The 16425-nt window shown below is 70.0% G+C and carries 12 protein-coding genes; 9 read left to right on the top strand and 3 right to left on the bottom strand.

The genetic code is table 11. The annotated features are described in order from the left end of the window. Positions 1–51: 51 nt before the first annotated feature. The 6 genes from QHF83_RS46615 (at position 52) to thiL (ending at position 6987) form a co-directional block, all read left to right on the top strand. Positions 52–1023, top strand: coding sequence for a homoserine kinase (locus QHF83_RS46615; RefSeq protein ID WP_282424608.1), 972 nt, complete (start codon positions 52–54; stop codon positions 1021–1023). An 86-nt stretch (positions 1024–1109) separates the two neighbouring features. Then, entirely contained in the window at positions 1110–2003 is an 894-nt protein-coding gene (locus QHF83_RS46610) for a M48 family metallopeptidase (RefSeq protein WP_282424607.1), read from the top strand. A gap of 23 nt (positions 2004–2026) precedes the next feature. Continuing rightward, positions 2027–3796, top strand: coding sequence for a dynamin family protein (locus QHF83_RS46605; protein ID WP_282424606.1), 1770 nt, complete (start codon positions 2027–2029; stop codon positions 3794–3796). A 45-nt stretch (positions 3797–3841) separates the two neighbouring features. Then, the gene (locus tag QHF83_RS46600; protein ID WP_282424605.1) at positions 3842–4573 is read left to right on the top strand and encodes a gliding motility protein; all 732 of its coding nucleotides are present in this window, start codon (positions 3842–3844) and stop codon (positions 4571–4573) included. Beyond that, the gene (locus tag QHF83_RS46595; protein WP_282424604.1) at positions 4570–6018 is read left to right on the top strand and encodes an ATP-binding protein; all 1449 of its coding nucleotides are present in this window, start codon (positions 4570–4572) and stop codon (positions 6016–6018) included. The genes QHF83_RS46600 and QHF83_RS46595 overlap by 4 nt, the downstream gene beginning before the upstream one ends. A 9-nt stretch (positions 6019–6027) precedes the next feature. Beyond that, positions 6028–6987, top strand: coding sequence for a thiamine-phosphate kinase (gene thiL / locus QHF83_RS46590; RefSeq protein ID WP_282424603.1), 960 nt, complete (start codon positions 6028–6030; stop codon positions 6985–6987). A 15-nt stretch (positions 6988–7002) separates the two neighbouring features. Here the strand turns inward: thiL and QHF83_RS46585 are convergent, their stop codons facing one another. The 3 genes from QHF83_RS46585 to sppA form a co-directional block, all read right to left on the bottom strand. Further along, positions 7003–7467 carry a hypothetical protein gene (locus QHF83_RS46585; protein WP_282424602.1) on the bottom strand — a complete coding sequence of 155 codons (465 nt, stop codon included), beginning with the start codon at positions 7465–7467 and terminating at the stop codon, positions 7003–7005. A gap of 169 nt (positions 7468–7636) precedes the next feature. Next, entirely contained in the window at positions 7637–10981 is a 3345-nt protein-coding gene (locus tag QHF83_RS46580; RefSeq protein WP_282424601.1) for a vitamin B12-dependent ribonucleotide reductase, read from the bottom strand. Positions 10982–11568: 587 nt separating this feature from the next. Next, positions 11569–13299, bottom strand: a complete 1731-nt coding sequence (sppA, locus tag QHF83_RS46575; RefSeq protein WP_282424600.1) for a signal peptide peptidase SppA — start codon at positions 13297–13299, stop codon at positions 11569–11571. A gap of 199 nt (positions 13300–13498) precedes the next feature. Here sppA and QHF83_RS46570 point away from each other — a divergent pair, with 199 nt between their 5' ends. From QHF83_RS46570 to QHF83_RS46560, 3 genes are all read left to right on the top strand, one after another. After that, positions 13499–15196, top strand: a complete 1698-nt coding sequence (locus QHF83_RS46570; protein ID WP_282424599.1) for a ribonuclease J — start codon at positions 13499–13501, stop codon at positions 15194–15196. Beyond that, positions 15193–16131 (top strand): CHAD domain-containing protein, encoded by a 939-nt coding sequence (locus tag QHF83_RS46565; protein ID WP_282424598.1) that lies wholly within the window; start codon positions 15193–15195, stop codon positions 16129–16131. The genes QHF83_RS46570 and QHF83_RS46565 overlap by 4 nt, the downstream gene beginning before the upstream one ends. An 89-nt stretch (positions 16132–16220) precedes the next feature. After that, a partial coding sequence (locus tag QHF83_RS46560; RefSeq protein WP_282424597.1) for a hypothetical protein occupies positions 16221–16425 on the top strand: 205 nt, incomplete at its 3' end.

Here is a 16425-nt window from a genome sequence, read left to right as displayed (position 1 = left end):
CACGGATCCACGGGGCGCGAGAGGCGGCGCCTTGGTACCGTGCAGCCGGACATGGGCATCTTCACGGCACTCTCGATCGAGGAGGCGCGGGCGCTCGGCGCGCGCTTCGGCCTCGTGATCACGGGGGCGCGCGGGCTCGACGCGGGCAGCGTGAACACGAGCTACGAGCTCACGATCGAAGGCAAAAGCCGGGTCTTTTTGCGGATCTACGAGGGCGCGGATGCGGCCTCCGCCGAGCGGGAGGCGCGCCTGCTCGCGCACCTCGCCGAGCGCGGCGTGCCCACGCCGAGGCCGCTCCCTCTCGCCTCGGGAGGCGGATCGTTCGTGGCCGAGCACGCGGGCAAACCCGCGGTCGTGTTCCCGTGGATCGAAGGCGAGGTCGTCTGTCAGCGCGGCGTGACCGAGGCGCACGCACGCGCCGTCGGGGAAGGGCTCGCGCGGGTGCACCTCGCGGGCGCTTCGTTCGGCGAGCCGCTCGTGACGCGGTTCGGCCCCGAGGACCTCGCGGCGCGGCTCTCCGCGCTTCGCGAGCGGACGGACGTCCCGGAGCACATCCGGAACATCCTGCCCGAGCTCGAACGGCGGCTCGACCGTCTCTCGCGGGTGAGCCTCGGCCCGACACTCCCGGTGATCCATGCCGATCTCTTCCGGGACAACGTCCTGTTCAGGGACGGCGCGCTCACCGCGCTCCTCGATTTCGAGAGCTCGTCGAGCGGCTCGGCCGCGTTCGACCTCATGGTCACGGTGCTCGCGTGGTGCTTCGGAGACGGCCTCGATCGGGGCCTCGCGCGGGCGCTCGCGGGCGGATATTCCGCGGTCCGCGCCCTCGCCGACGACGAGCGAGCGGCGCTTCACGACGCGGCGCTCTTCGCGTCGCTCCGCTTCACGATCACGCGCATCACGGACTACGAGTTGCGTCCGCGCGGCGTCGTCGCCTTCAAGGATTACCGGCGCTTCGTGGCGCGCACGGCGGCGCTCGAAGCGCTCTCCGCGCGTGGTCTCGTCGAAATGCTCGGCGTGTGAAGGGCGCGTGAAGGAGTTTTGATTTTCGTGGTGGATCCTGGGCCGACGGTTGCGCCGTGGGGGGCACGCCGTTACCTTCGAGGACCATGGCACAGGTCGGGACGCTCGATTTCAAAGGCTTCATCGAGAACCGCAAAGAACAGCGCGCAGGCGGCGTGGACGGGGGCGGACACGCGTATGCCTACGTCTCCGATCGGACGACGCGCGCCGCGTTCGACAAGATGAAGCCGGTCGAGCTGACCGTCGCCGCCTCCGTCCGGTTCTTCAAGGCCGTCGGCAAGAGTGACCTGCTCGGCCACGCGGTGAAGGTCGGGACGAACCAGTTCCCGCGCGTGCACGGGATCGCCGCCGAGTGCGCGCAGACGCTCGGCATCGCGACGCCCACCGTCTACATCCTCAACAACCCGCAGATGAACGCGGCGACGTACGGGACGAACGACGACTCGTTCATCATGGTCCACTCCGCGCTCGTCGATCACTTCTCCGACGAGGAGCTGCGCAACGTCATCGGCCACGAGTGCGGCCACATCCACAACAGCCACGTCGTCTACCTGACGGCAATGCACTACCTCAAGATCATGGCCTCGCGCCTGCTCGGCCCGCTGGTCGAGCCCGCGGTGGTGGCCCTGTCGAGCTGGTCGCGCCGCGCCGAGGTGACGTGTGATCGCGCGGGCCTGCTTTGCTGCAAGAGCCTCGACACCGCGCAACGGACGTTCGCCAAGCTCGCGCTCGGATCGACCAAGCTCTACGCCGAGCTCAACATGGAGGCGTTCCTCGCGCAGTACGAGGAGGGCCGGGAGGGCGTGGGCCGCTACCGCGAGCTGCTCGCGAGCCACCCCTACCTGCCGAAGCGCGTGATGGCCCTGCGCACGTTCGCCGAGAGCGAGCTCTACAAGAAGCACATCGGCCAGAATGGCCCCGGCCTCTCGATGGAAGAGGTCGACGAGAAGGTGCACGACATCATCAAGGTGGTCGGTTAGGAGCGCATAGGAGCGCACGCACGATGCTCGAGACATTCCGCACGAGACAGGTCGAAGTCACCACAGCGCTACGCGAGCTGCTCTCGATCGCCGGCCGCGTCGGCGCGCGATCGCTCGCGGGCCGCCTCGGCAGCGACGTCGTCGACAAACTCTCCGCCGATCGCTTCCACCTCGTCGTCGTCGGCGAGTTCAACCACGGCAAGACGACGTTCGTGAACGCGCTGCTCGGCGCCGAGGTCCTGCCCGTCGGCGTGACCCCGACGACGGCCGTCATTCATCACCTCGAATACGCGCCCGAGCCACGCGCGGAGCTCGTGCGAGCCTCGGGCGAGCGCACGAAGATGCCGTTCGAGGAGGTGCGCAAGTTCGCCGTCGGCCAGGAAAAAGGCTCCGAGAGCGCGACGAGCGAGGTCAAGCACCTCGAGGTCTTCTACCCCGCGGAGCTGCTCCGCGAGCGCATCGTGCTCGTCGACACGCCAGGCGTGAACGACCTCTCGCTCCAGCGCGCGGACATCACCTACAGCTACATCCCGCGCTCCGACGCCGTGCTCTTCCTCATCGACGCGGGCCAGCCGCTCAAGGAGAGCGAGCGCGTCTTCCTCAACGAGAAGCTGCTCGGCCAGTCGCGCGACAAGATCATCTTCGTCGTCACCAAGAAGGACATCTGGAGCGACGACGAAGAGGAAGAAGCGCTCGCGTACATCCGCACCGAGCTCGCGAAGCTCATCCGCACGCCCGTGGTCTTCCCCGTGAGCGCGAAGCGCGCGGCCGAAGGTCACCCCGAGGAGAGCGGCATGCCGGAGCTGCTCTCGCACCTGACGAAGTTCCTCGCCGAGGAGCGAGGCCGCATCCTGCTCGACAACGCGCTCGGCGAGGGCCTCGAAGCCGCGCGGATGCTGGTGAAGGGCATCGACGCGCGCAGGCGCGCCGCGCAGATGTCGAGCGAGGAGCTCGCGCGCCGCATCGACCTCCTGGAGAAGGACCTCGCGGGCCAGTCGCGCACGATCGAGGAGCGCCGCGGGGGCATCCGCGAGGAGGTCGCCGCGATCCGCGCCTGGGTGCAGCGGGATCTCGCTCACTTCGTCGACGACGTGACGCGGCAGATCCCCGACATCGTGGACAACGCCGACCCGGACGAGCTGAAGACGTGGCTCGGCCCCTTCCTGGAGAAGACGTTCGCGGACTGGGCGCAGGCCGAGACGAAGGAGATCGCGACCGCGCTCGAGGCGCTCGCCGAGAAGACGATCGCGCTCGTCCGCGAAGACGCGCACGACGTGGCCAAGCGCGTCGGGCAAGCGCTCGGCTCGGATGTCCGGGCGCCCAGCGTGGAGGTCGACAGGCTCGGCTACGACGTGGGCATCTTCGCGCTCATGACCGTGGGCATCGGCGTTCTGTTCACGAACGTTCTGCTCGGCGGCCTGCTCATCGCAGCCTCGCCCGTGCTCGCCATGTACGTGAAGGGCAAGATCGACGTCGAGACGAAGAAGCGCGCCAAGGAGCTCGCGCCGAACGCGCTGCGCGAGGCCGCCGCGCGCGTCGGGCCGAAGCTCGACGAGATGATCCAGGAGTTCGCGCAGCGGCTCGACCAGTGGGTCGTGACCGCGGGCGAGGAGCTTCACCGCGAGGTCATCGAGGTGCTGGAAGCCGCGCGCACCGAGCGAGCGGGCAAGGCGCCGGGCGTCGAGGCCGCGACGCAGGCTTGCGACGCGGAAGCGAAGGAGCTCACGGGCGTGGTCGAACGGCTCGAATCCATGCGCCGCTCGCTCTGGACCACGGACGCAGCCGCGAAGTGACGATCCCGGGGGACGTGCGCCCTCGGCCCATGCGATAGTGAAACGGTGCAGCTCGATTTCGCATCACGCGAGATCTCGATCAAGCTCGTCTATTACGGTCCTGCGCTGAGCGGAAAGACCACGAACCTGGTCGCTCTGCACGGCCGCGCCGGCGCCGACGCGCGCGGGCGGCTCATGACGCTCGAGACGCAAGACGACCGCACGCTCTTCTTCGATCTCCTGCCGCTCACGTTCCGCTCGAAAGACGGCGACGTCTCGCTCCGCATCAAGCTCTTCACCGTCCCCGGCCAGCCGATCCACGCCGCGACGCGCAGGCTCGTCTTGCAAGGCGCCGACGGCGTCGCGCTCATCGCCGACTCGCGCGTCTCCGAGACGCAACGCAACGCCGACGCGTTCCTCGATCTCCGCCAGAACCTCCGCGACAACGGGATCGAGATCTCGAAGATGCCGCTCGTGATCCAGTTCAACAAACGGGATCTGCCGGACATCCGCAGCGATGAGGAGCTCGCGCGCCTCGCGGCGCGTGGCAAGGAGCCGGTCTTCCGCGCGGTCGCGACGCGCGGGATCGGCGTGGTCGAGACGTTCGTCTGCCTGCTCTGGCTCACGTGGCGGTCGCTCGATCAGGCCCATCAGCTCTCGCGCAAGCTCTCGATCGACGGAGACGACCTCGTGTCGACCGCGGCGCAGCAGCTCGGCGTGACCACGCCGTTCCGCGAGCTCATCGCCGCGCGGATGGGCGGCCGGGCGGCCGGCGCTGCGCCCGGAGGCGCTCCTTGAGCGACGAGCGCTCGACCGACGTCGACGCGCTCGGCCTCGGACTCGGACCTCTCAGGCTCGAGGACCTCGTCGACCGCGAGGCGATGCGCGGGATGGTCGGATCGATCGAGCAAGTCTTCGGCATGCCCGTGCGTATCGTCTCGAACTCGGGCGTGAGCCTGGCGAGCTCGTCGCGCGAGGCTCCGCTCTGCGCGATGATCAACGAGGAGCCCGCGGGCCGCCGCGCGTGCGGCGCCATCGTCTCCGAGGTCAAACGGCTCCGCGTCACGTCGAGCGAGGGCACGACGCACGGCTGCTTCACCGGCGCGCGTTATCGCGTCGTCCCGATCGAGTACGAGGGCGGCACCATCGGCCGCGCGATCCTCGGCCCCTACCTTCCGCCTTCGGTCGAGAGCGTCCCCGACACGCTCCTCGCGATCGAAGGCGTCGATCCGGCGCGCGCGGCGGAGCTCTTGCCGCACATGGCGCGCGCGACCGAGGCGACGGCCGAGCTCGTCTCGAAGCACCTCGTCGCCGTGCTCGACGTGATCCTCTGGAGCGGGCACAAGGCGCTGCTCACCTCGAAGATGCACATCGCGTCGATCCGCGAGAGCTATCGCGAGCTCTCCGAGAAGAACGCTGCGCTCGAGCAGGCCTACGAGCGGCAGCAGGAGCTCGACAAGCTGAAGTCGAACTTCCTCGCGACGATCTCGCACGAGCTCCGGACGCCGCTCACCTCGATCCTCGGCTACAGCGAGATGCTCGTGGGTGGCATCGCGGGCGAGCTCACGGGGCCGCAGCTCGACTTCGTGCAGATCATCCATTCGAAGAGTGACCAGCTCCTCAAGCTCATCATGAGCCTGCTCGACCTCTCGAAGCTCGAGAGCGGCACCGTGATGATGCGAAGGAGCGACGTGGCGATCGGCGCGGTGCTCGCGGAAGCAGCCTCGACGGTCGCGCCCGTGGCCACGAAGAAGGGCGTGACGCTCACCGTGGACGCGCCGGGGGATCTGCCGCTCGTGCTCGGCGATCCGGAGCGGCTCAGGCAGGTGTTCGTGAACCTCGGCGAGAACGCCATCAAGTTCACGCCGCCGGGCGGCACGGTGCAGATGGTCGCGCGGCAGATGGCGACCGAGGCGGACGGCGGCGACGAGCCCGGAATGGTGCTGCTCGCGCCGCTCCGGCAGATGGTCGAGGTGCGCGTGACGGACACGGGCATCGGCATCCCGGAGGCCGAGCGCGACAAGGTCTTCGATCCGTTTTACCAGGTGGATCAGTCGTCGACGCGCGAGCACGGCGGCACGGGGCTCGGCCTCTCGATCGTGAAGCGGCTCGTCGAGGCGCACCACGGCACCGTGCACATCGAGGGCCACGAGCCAACAGGCGCCGTCTTCGTCGTGCGTTTGCCCGCGTCGCGTCCGTCGGCGCCGCCTTCGAAGGCGGCGATCTCGGTGCGGTTCGCGTAGAGTCGGGGCATGACAGCTCGGAGCTCGGAGCGGGCGCGGATCGACATGCTCGCGCGCGTGTTCGGCGCGGACGGCTCGGGCCGGACGCTCGTGGGCATCGGCGACGACGCGGCCGTGATCGCGCCGGGCAAGGAGCCCCTCGTCTGGACGATCGACGCGCAGGTCGAAGGCATCCACTTCCGGCGCGACCTCGTCTCGATGGCGGACCTCGGCTACCGCGCGACGATGGCCGCATCGAGCGACCTGGCGGCGATGGGCGCCTCGCCGCTCGGCATCCTCGCGGGCCTCGTGCTGCCGGACGACGTCACCGACGAGGACCTCCGCGCCATCGCGGAAGGACAACACGAGGCGGCGAAGGAAGTTGGTACCCAAATCATCGGCGGAAACCTCGCGCGGGGGCGGGAGATCTCGATCACGACGACCGTGCTCGGTGAGACGCCGCGCCCGCTCGGTCGGTCGGGCGCGAAGCCCGGGGAGGTCGTGGCGATCGCCGGGCCACTCGGGCTCTCGGCGGCAGGGCTCGTGCTGATCGAGCGAGGTCGCGCGGAGGAAGCGGACGCAGCGCCGGCCGTGCGCGCCTACCGGAGGCCGGTGGCGCGCATCGCGGCAGGGTTCGCGGCGCGGGACGTGGCAAGCGCGGCGATCGACGTGTCGGACGGGCTCGCCCGGGACGTGGGGCACGTGGCGCGGGCGAGCCGCGTGCTCGTGGTGCTCGACCCGGCAGCGCTCGTGACGGCCGAACTCGAGCGAGCGGCAGCGCTCGTCGGGGTGGATCCGCTCGCGCTCGCGCTCCACGGCGGCGAGGACTACGCGGTGGTGGTGACCGTGCCGGAGGAGGCGTTCCCCCCGGGTTTCACGCGCATCGGGAAGGTGTTCCCGGCCGAGGGCAACAAGACCGGCGTCGCCCTCGAACGGGAAAACGGCACGCGCGTCCCCGTCGAGGAGCGCGGCTACGACCATTTCGGCTGATCGTTCGATCTCGAACTAATTGCAGGCGGAAGGCGCGCTCCCAGCCATGGTGGCGCGAATCTGCGTGAGCGCCGTCGAACGCGGGGCCTTGCCCTCCTTGACGAGCTTCGACGTGCTGGCGCACATCGCGGCAGCCGAGGCAGCCTTCGAACGGACCGTCGAGTTCGCCTTCGTGTCCTTCGCCAGGGACTGAAGCGCCGAGCAACACCCATCGATCGAAGGCGCAGCCACGGCCTTCGGCGCCTCGGTGGGCGTGGGCGCAGCCGACGGCGCAGGCGCAGCCTCGGTGGGCGCAGCGCTGCCCGCCGCCGAGCCTTGCGCAGCCTGCGGCGTGTCCTCCGTGGCCTTGACCGGCGCAGGAGCAGCCGAGGGAATCGGGACGGCCTGGGGCGCCTCTTCCTCCTTCTTGCAGCCGGTGAAGAGCAGCGCGCCGAGGGCAAACGTGAGCAGGGCAGAGCACACGCGAGCGGAAGTGAGCATGGACGCCGTTTAGCCGTGTTTCGGGGCGGCGGCTACTTTCGAGGAGGTGGCGTGGAGCCGGGGTTTCACCCCGGGCCCGACCAGGGGCTGTCCGCCCCTGGACCCGGACCAGGCACGGCCTGGACCGAAGGTGCATCGACCGCGGTGCGGTCATGCATTCGGAGGGATTTTAGCTGCAGCCCATGCTGTTGCCGCAGTTCAGGCACTTGTAGCAAGCGCCGTTGCGGACCGTGATGTGGCCACAACCGTCGCAAACCGGGGCGTCGCCCATCATGTCCTCGAGCTGCGCATCGAGGGCGCTCGTGACGCGCTCCTGCGCCTCGACGCGAGCCGGCGCGGCGGGCAGCGCCGGCGTGGCCGACGAGCTCTCCTGCGCCCGCGTCTCCGTCGGATCCTGGATCGTCGCCGCCGGCTGCGGCTGCACGTGCGCAAGGTCGTACCGGTGCAGGTACTCGATGCCGAGCACGCGGAAGATGTAGTCGACGATCGACGTCGACAGCTTCACGTAGTCATGCCCCTCGACCACACCCTGCGGCTCGAAGCGCGTGAACGTGAACTGATCGACGAAGGTCTCGAGCGGCACGCCGTACTGCAGGCCGACCGACACGCTCATGGCAAAGCAGTTCATGAGCGAACGGAAGGCCGCGCCCTCCTTGTGCATGTCGATGAAGATCTCGCCGAGCGTGCCGTCGACGTACTCGCCGGTGCGGACGAAGATCTTGTGCCCGCCGACGGTCGCCTCCTGCGTGAAGCCCGTGCGCTTCTTCGGCAGGCGCACCCGCGCGCCGGTCGGCCGGAGCGCAGGCACCGCGGGCGCCTGCGTCGCCGTCACGACCTCGGCCTTCGCCTCGGTCTTCTCGGCCTTCTCGGCCTTCTCCTCCTTCGAATCACCCGACGCGGAGAGCGGCTGCGACGCCTTGCAGCCGTCGCGGTAGAGCGCGACCGCCTTCAGGCCGAGGCGCCAACCCTCCTCGTAGATCTTCTGCACCTCCTCGACGGTCGCCTCGTTCGGCAGGTTCACCGTCTTCGAGATGGCGCCCGAGAGGAACGGCTGCGCCGCCGCCATCATGCGCACGTGCGACATCGGCGCGAGGAACCGCTTGCCAATCTTCCCGCAGCGGTTCGCGCAATCGAACACCGCGTAGTGGTCTTCGCGCAGGTGCGGCGCGCCCTCGACCGTCATGCGACCGACGATCACCTCGTTCGCCTCGGCGATCTCCGAAGGCGAGAACCCGAGCGCACGCAGGAGCGAGAAACCCGGCGTCTGGCGCTGCTCGGGCGTGATGCCGAGCCGCGTGTACGTCTCTTCGCCGAGCACCCACGGGCTGAAGGCGAGGCCGAGGTCGAAGACGCCCGGGATGGCCGCCTCGATCTTCGCGAGGTCGTCGTTCGTGAAGCCGCGCTGCTTGAGCGACGCCCGGTTCACGTTCGGCGCGGCGAGCAGGGTGTTCGTGCCCGAGACGTACGCGACGATTTCCTGCACCTCGTGCTCGCTGTAGCCGAGCCGGCGCAGCGCCTCCGGCACGGACTGGTTCACGATCTTGAAGTAGCCGCCGCCCGCGAGCTTCTTGAACTTCACGAGCGCGAAGTCGGGCTCGATGCCCGTCGTGTCACAGTCCATGAGCAGGCCGATCGTCCCCGTCGGAGCGAGCACCGTCGCCTGCGCGTTGCGGTAGCCGTTCAGCGTGCCGATCCGCACGGCCTCGTCCCAGTCCGCGCACGCCGCGCGCCAGAGCGGCTCCGGGCACTTCTCCCGATCGATGGCGTACGCCGCGTCGCGGTGCAGGCCCATCACTCGGAGCATCGGCTCGCGGTTCTTCGCGTAGCCCGGGAACGGCCCGCGTGAACCGGCCATCTCGGCCGAGACCTTGTACGCATGGCCGCACATGATCGCCGTGATGGCGCCGGCCACCGCGCGACCCTGGTCCGAGTCGTACGGGATGCCGAGGAGCATGAGCAACGTGCCGAGGTTCGCGTACCCGAGCCCGAGCGGACGGTAGTCGTGCGAGTGCCGCGCGATGGGCTTCGTCGGGTAGGACGAGAAGTCCACGAGGATCTCCTGCGCCACGAAGAAGACGCGCGTCGCGTGGCGGAAGCCCTCGATGTCGAAGGAGCCGTCGGCGCGGAGGAACTTCGTGAGGTTCAGGCTCGCGAGGTTACAGGCCGTGTCATCGAGGAACATGTACTCGGAGCACGGGTTCGAGGCGTTGATCCGGCCCGAGTTCGGGCAGGTGTGCCAGCGGTTGATCGTCGAGTCGTACTGCACGCCGGGGTCGGCGCAGGCCCACGCCGCGTCGGCGACCATGCGCCAGAGGTCCTTCGCGTTGTGCGTCTCGACGACCTCGTTCGTCGTCCGCGCCCGCGTCTCCCAGGTCCCGCCGGTGGAGACGGCCCGCATGAACTCGTCGGTGACGCGGACCGAGTTGTTCGAGTTCTGGCCGCTGACCGTGTGGTAGGCCTCGCCGTTGAAGTCCGCGGCCATGCCGGCGCCGATGAGCATCTGCGCCTTGCGCTCCTCGCGGACCTTCCACTGGATGAAGTCGACGATCTCCGGGTGGTCCATGTCGAGGCAGACCATCTTCGCGGCGCGGCGCGTCGTGCCGCCGCTCTTCGTCGCGCCGGCCGCGCGGTCGAAGACCTCGAGGAAGCTCATGAGCCCCGAGCTCGTCCCGCCGCCCGAGAGCTTCTCCTGCTTGCCCCGGATGGTGCTGAAGTTCGTGCCCGTGCCCGACCCGTACTTGAAGAGCCGCGCCTCGCTCTTCACGAGGTCGTAGATGCTCATCAGGTCGTCGTTGATCGACTGGATGAAGCAAGCCGAGCACTGCGGACGCTCGTACGCGTTGGAAAGCTCGACGATCGACCCGTCCCCGTCCTCGTGGTCGAAGGGCTGCTTTTGCTCGGTCCAGGCGTAGTTGCCGCCGGCCCCGACGATGCCGTAGCGGTGGTAGAGGCCGCAGTTGAACCAGACGGGCGAGTTGAAAGCGCCGTACTGGTTCACGAGGAGGAAGGTGAGCTCCGCCTCGAAGGTCTCGGCTTCCTTGGTGCTGGCGAAGTAGCCGCCGAAGTTCTCGCCCGCCTCGCGGATCGTCTTGGCCAGCCGCTCGACCACCTGGCGCACGCTGGTCTCGCCGAGCTCCTTCTTCCCGTGGAGCCCGGCCTTGCGGAAGTACTTGGAGACGACGATGTCCGTCGCGAGCTGCGACCAGCCCGCCGGCACCTCGGCCCCCTCCATCTTGAAGACCACGGAGCCGTCGGGGTTGTTGATGACGCTCGAGCGGCGCTCCCAGGTGACCTCGTCGAGCGGGTTCGCCCCCCGGTGCGTGAAGACTCGGTCGAAGGTGAGGCCACGCGCCCGCGCCGCCTTCTTCGCCTCCTTCGCGGAGACCGCGGCCCCGGCCGCCGCGGCTGCCGCGGTCTTGCCCGGCTTGTCCGAGGTACGGGCCGCGCGCTTCGTGCCCTCCCCTGACGACTTCGCCACCTTCCCGCCTTCCTCACCGATCGTCGGCTGCGCCATCTACATGTCTCCCAAGATGGAAAACGTCGCCTGTCCGTACGAACCGCTCCGAGAATCGTACAGTGGCGACGCTGCATTGGCAGGCCCGCGGCACTGCCTCTGCTTTTGTTCAGGAGTAATTCGAATTCGTTTGCCGCGCCGGGCTCGACTCACCACGGCGGGCGACCCGCTGCCGGCGGTGAACCCCACCGGCAGTGTCTAGGTCGCCGTCGTACCCCAACCCCTAGCGTCCAGGCAAGCCCCCAAGATCAGGATGAGGGTTCAGCACACCAAACCACATGAACCACTGCACCCCTGTGGATTTGTCCCGCCCCACCCTGGTTTTTCTGAACAAAGACCGGGATATGGAGCGCCTCGGGCAAACTCCGGTGTCCCCGCTTGGCAGGAAAATTCCGTTTATCATCCCACACCATTTCCAATTCGGTCGAATTGTGTGGACTCGCCAAATGTAAGGAAACAACGCATTGACAACGCGAGGCGTGACGGTTCAGGCGTCGCCGCCGTCGCGCGGTGCGTAGCGTCGTTCCCACCACGCGCCACGAAAAAGGACGGAGAGCGCGGATCCTGCGGGATCCGTTGGGAAAATGTTACCTGGTGTCCAGCCAGGTTCGTCCATCCGAACCCCACGGCTCGTAGACGAGCACGCGCTCGCTCGGCCCGAGGTTCAGCCCGAGCAAGGCGCGCTCGGCCCAGGGCGAGAGGCCAAGCGCCCCGAGCGCCGAGAGCGCCGCCCGAGCCACGCGCGCCGCAGCCGGCGGCGGCCCCTCCCCCCGCGGCGGCGTGACGAGCCGAGGCTCGAGCGGCCCGACCCCCGCGAGCGTCGACGCCCGAGCGACCGCGTCCGAGAGGCCGCCGAGCTCGTCGACGAGCCCCCGCGCCCGCGCCTCGGTCCCGCTGTAGATGCGGCCCTGCGCGAGCTTCTCGATGTCCTCGAAGGGACGGCCCCGCCCGCGCGCGACCACGCCCACGAAGGTCCGGTAGAAGGCGTCGACCTCGGACTCGAGCACCGCGCGCTCGGACGCCTCGAGCGGCCGGACGGGCGAGAAGAGATCCGCGCGCGCCCCCCGCTTGACCACGTCCGTCGAGACGCCGAGCTTCTCGAGGAGCCCACGCAAGACGAAGTGCGCCGACACGACGCCGATGGAGCCGGTGATGACCTGGGGCTCGGCGACGATGACGCGCGCCGCCGCCGCCACGTAGTAGCCGCCGCTCGCCGCGACGTTCGAGAGGTACGCGACGACCGGCTTCTCCTTCGCGAGGAGCTCGACCTCGTGGTGGATGCGGTCCGAGGCGACGGCGCTGCCGCCGGGCGAGTCGATGTGCAAGACGACGGCCGCGATGCGTCGGCTGCTACGCGCCGCGCGGAGTGCCCGGACGACGCGGTCCTCGACGGCGAGCTTGCCGAGCGAGAAGCGGCCGCGCGAGACGATGGGCCCGTGCACCTCGACGAGGCCCACGACCGGCCGCGGCAGGAGCGGCCGGAAGCCGCGCGGAAGGCGCGCCGCGAAGTAATGACCCGCCGACACCCAGCGCGCCGTCGGGCCCGGCTCCTTGCCGAGCAACGTCGTGACGTCGTCCTCGTAGGCGACGGCGTCGACGAGCCCGAGCTCGGCGGCGCGGCTCGCTCGGTAGGGCGCCTCGTCGACCCAGCGTGACGCGACCGTCATGTCTCCGCCGCACCGCTCCGCGAGCGCCCCGACGAGCGCGTCGTGCCGCGCGCCGAGCACCTCGCCGAGCTGCTCGCGTTGCGCCTCGCTCATCGCGTCGCGCACGAGCGGCTCGGCGGCGGACTTGTACGTGCCGCGCGCAAAAACTTCGGGCTCGACCCCGATCTCGGCGAGCGCCCGGCGCAAGTACCGTCCCGTGGCCGCGTAGCCGATCGGCGCGACGAGCGTCTCCGGCCCGACCACGACGCGGCGCCCCGCGGACGCGAGGTACATCGTGTCGTTGTCCGCGCCCATGGGCAGGTAGAAGACGACCTCCTTGCCCGCGTCTCTCAGGTTCGCGAAAACCTTGCGCAGCGAGGCGAGCACGCTCGGCCCGGCCGCGAAGCCGTCGAGCCGGACGAAGAGGCCCGCCGCCCGGACGTCTGCGGCGATGAGCTCGCAGAGCTCCCGCACCCGCGTCACCGAGAGCGGCGGGCGCACGCGGCGCAGGATTCGGGCGAGCCCGCGTGGCCTCGAGGGCAGGTTGTCGACGACGGGGCCGTCGAGGTCGAGCACCACGTAGCCGCCCTTCGGGATGGCGAACGAGCGGCGCAGCCACCGGAGGGGCAACACGAGGAGGAGGAAGAGGTTCGTGAGGACGGAGCGGAGCAAGGGGGCCTTTGGATGCTGGGAAGCAGCGGGCGCAACGTAGACCCTCGGAGGCGAGGGCGGTAGATCGGGCCGTTCCCTCCTCGTGAAGGGCGCCATACCGCCCAGGCCGCGTTATGCTCCGGAGAACGAGCGGGCCGATGACGGCGCTCGAACGCGACAAGGAGCGCTGTTGTCCTCGTTGAACGATTCGCAGAGCGGCATGTCCCCCCCTCCCCCACGCGGCCCTTCGAACGGGCGCTCGCCCTTGCGGATCGTTCCCCTCGGCGGGCTCGGCGAGATCGGGATGAACTGCATGGCGCTCGAGCAGGGCGACGACGTCGTGCTCGTCGACTGCGGCGTCACGTTCCCGACGACCGACCTCGGCATCGACACGTACCACCCGCGCTTCGACTACGTGGTCGGACACAAGGAGCGCGTGCGCGCCGTCGTGCTGACCCACGGACACGAGGACCACATCGGGGGGCTGCCCTATCTGCTCGCGCACCTCGACGAGGACGTCCCGGTCTACGGGCCGGCCCACGCGCTCGAGCTCGTCAAGCACAGGCTCGCCGAGCACGGCTACGGCGACGACGAGGTCGAGCTCATCCCCGTCGCGCCGCGCAAGACGTACGAGGCCGGATCATTCTCGTTCGAGCCCATCCGCGTCACGCACTCGATCGTCGACGCGGTGGCCCTCGCGTTCCGGACGTCCGCGGGCATCGTGGTGCACACGGGCGACTTCAAGCTCGACCCCACGCCGCCCGACGGCGAGCTGACCGACGAGGAGCGCCTCGCCGAGCTCGGCGACGAGGGGGTCTCGCTCCTTCTCTCCGACAGCACGAACGTGGACTCGCCCGGCCGCTCGACGAGCGAGCTCTCCGTGGGCCAGACGCTGGAGGAGATCGTCAAGCGCGCCAAGACCCGCGTCATCATCGGGATGTTCGCCTCGAACGTGCAGCGCCTCGCCATGCTGGCGAAGGTCGCCGTGGCCACGCGTCGGCGGATCTGCTTGCTCGGTCGCAGCGTGCAGGCCCACGTCCGCGCCGCCGAGATCTGCGGCCGGCTCAAGTTCCCGAGTGATCTGCTCGTGCCGCCCGAGCACCTCGGATCGATGCCGCGCGACCGCGTCCTCATCATCGCGAGCGGCACGCAGGCCGAGCGCATGAGCGCGCTCGTGCGCCTCGCCGCCGGCACGCACCCGCTCCTCCGGCTCGACCCGGGCGACGTCGTCGTGCTGTCGAGCCGCATCATCCCGGGCAACGACCGGCCGGTCTTCGAGATGATGGGCGATTTCCTGCGCATGGGGATCGACCTCAAGACGTGGCTCACGGACCGGGGCGTGCACGCGAGCGGCCACGCGCACCGCGAAGAGCAGACGCGCATGATCGAGCTCTGCCGGCCGCGCTCGTTCGTGCCCGTGCACGGGACCTTGCACCACCTCGTGCGGCACGCCGCGCTCGCCCGCGAGGTCGGCGTCTCCGACGTGCTCGTCGCCGAGAACGGCGAGGTGGTCGAGCTCCCGCGCGGGCAGGACGACAAGCTCGCGAAGGCGGCGCGCGTGACCGTCGGCAAGGTCGCGACCTATGGAGGCGACGAGCTGCCCGACGAGGTGATCCGCGAGCGCGCGCAGCTCGGACGGTCGGGCGTCGTGATGGTGTCGCTCGTGCTCGACCGACGCGGCTCGGTCGCTGCCCCACCCCGCGCGGTGCAGCGCGGCGTCGTCGATCAAGAGGAGGGCGCCTCCGACGTGATGCGCGCCGCGGCGCTCGCCGTGTCGCGCGCGGTCGCGGACACGGACGGGCGGACGCGGACGAGCGACGAGGGCGTGACCGAGCTGGTACGCCTCGCCGCGCGACGCGTCATCGAGGCGAAGACGGGGCGCAGGCCGATCGTCCTGGTGGCGCTGTCTCGGATATGAACACGCAAAACTTCGCCCACGAGCTCCTCGCCGCGGCGCTCCACGCGCTCATGACGGACGCGCGCGCGGCGCGGGAGCGGGTGCTCGCCGTCTCGGCCTCCGCGCTCGCCGACACGCCGGGCGGCCCCACCGATGAGGAGGCGCTCCACGACTTCCGCGTGGCGCTCCGGCGGATGCGGACGCTCCTCCGCGTCGCGCGCGAGCTCTGGCGGCGCAAGCGGCTCGCGCGGATCGAGGGCGAGATCCGCTACCACGCCCAGGCCACGGGCGCGCTCCGCGACGAGGAGGTGCTGCGCGAGACGCTCGCCGCGCTCGACCTGCCGCAAGAGGCGCACGCCGAAGTGGGCGGCTGGCTCGTCCGCCGCGCCCGCGCCGTGCGGAAAGAGCACGCCGAGGTGACGCGCCTCCTTCGGGACGGCCCTCCCCGTCGCGCCCCGACCTTGCCGAACGGCAAGCGCATCAGGCCTCTCGAGCGCACCTTCCACGCGCTCGCCGCGCGCCTCGACGGCGACACGCCGCGGCTCGTGTCCGCCGTCGATCTCGGTCACGAGGTCCTCGATCACGCCGCGCATGACGTGGCGACGTGGGCCCTGCGGGACGTCGGCGACGCCGAGGCGATGCACGAGCTCCGCATTCGTTACAAGCGCTTGCGGTACACCGCCGAGCTCTTCACCGCGCCGCTCGGCGCCAGGGCGACACACCTCGCCAAGCACGCGACGCGCATGCAGCGGCACCTCGGGGAGCTCCACGACATCGACCAGGCGATCCTCACGCTCTCGCGCGCGCGCGGCCTCGGCGCGGCCACGAAAGGCGCGGTCCTCGCGGCGCTCCGAGCTTGCCGCGTGACGTGCGCGGCGAAGGTCGAGCCGCGCCTCGTGGAGGCGCGAAGCCTCGTGGATCGTGGGCAGGACGACGAGCCACCCACGCTCGTGTGAGCGCTCGCCGGTCTCCTGCGATTGCCCACGACGTGATACCTTCGGGCATCCTTTCCAGTCGGGCCTGCGCGCCCGAGCGAGGTGATGCCGTGAAGCGCTCCGCCATCTTGACCGCAACCCTTCTTTCGGCCCTGGGCCTCACGTACGTGGGCTGTACCCAAGACTTCAACCAGTTCGAGCCCACGGGCGGCGCCGGCGGCCTCGGCGGTGGGGCGAGCTCGTCGAACACCGGCGGCGCGGGCGGGGTCGGCGGCGTCGGCGGCGCGGGCGGGGTCGGCGGCGTCGGCGGCGCGG

The organism is Polyangium sp. 15x6 (assembly GCF_029960785.1).
GTDB lineage: Bacteria > Myxococcota_A > Polyangia > Polyangiales > Polyangiaceae > Polyangium.
The sequence above is the reverse complement of the archived record's forward strand: the minus strand, read 5'-3'. Positions and strand labels throughout refer to the sequence as shown.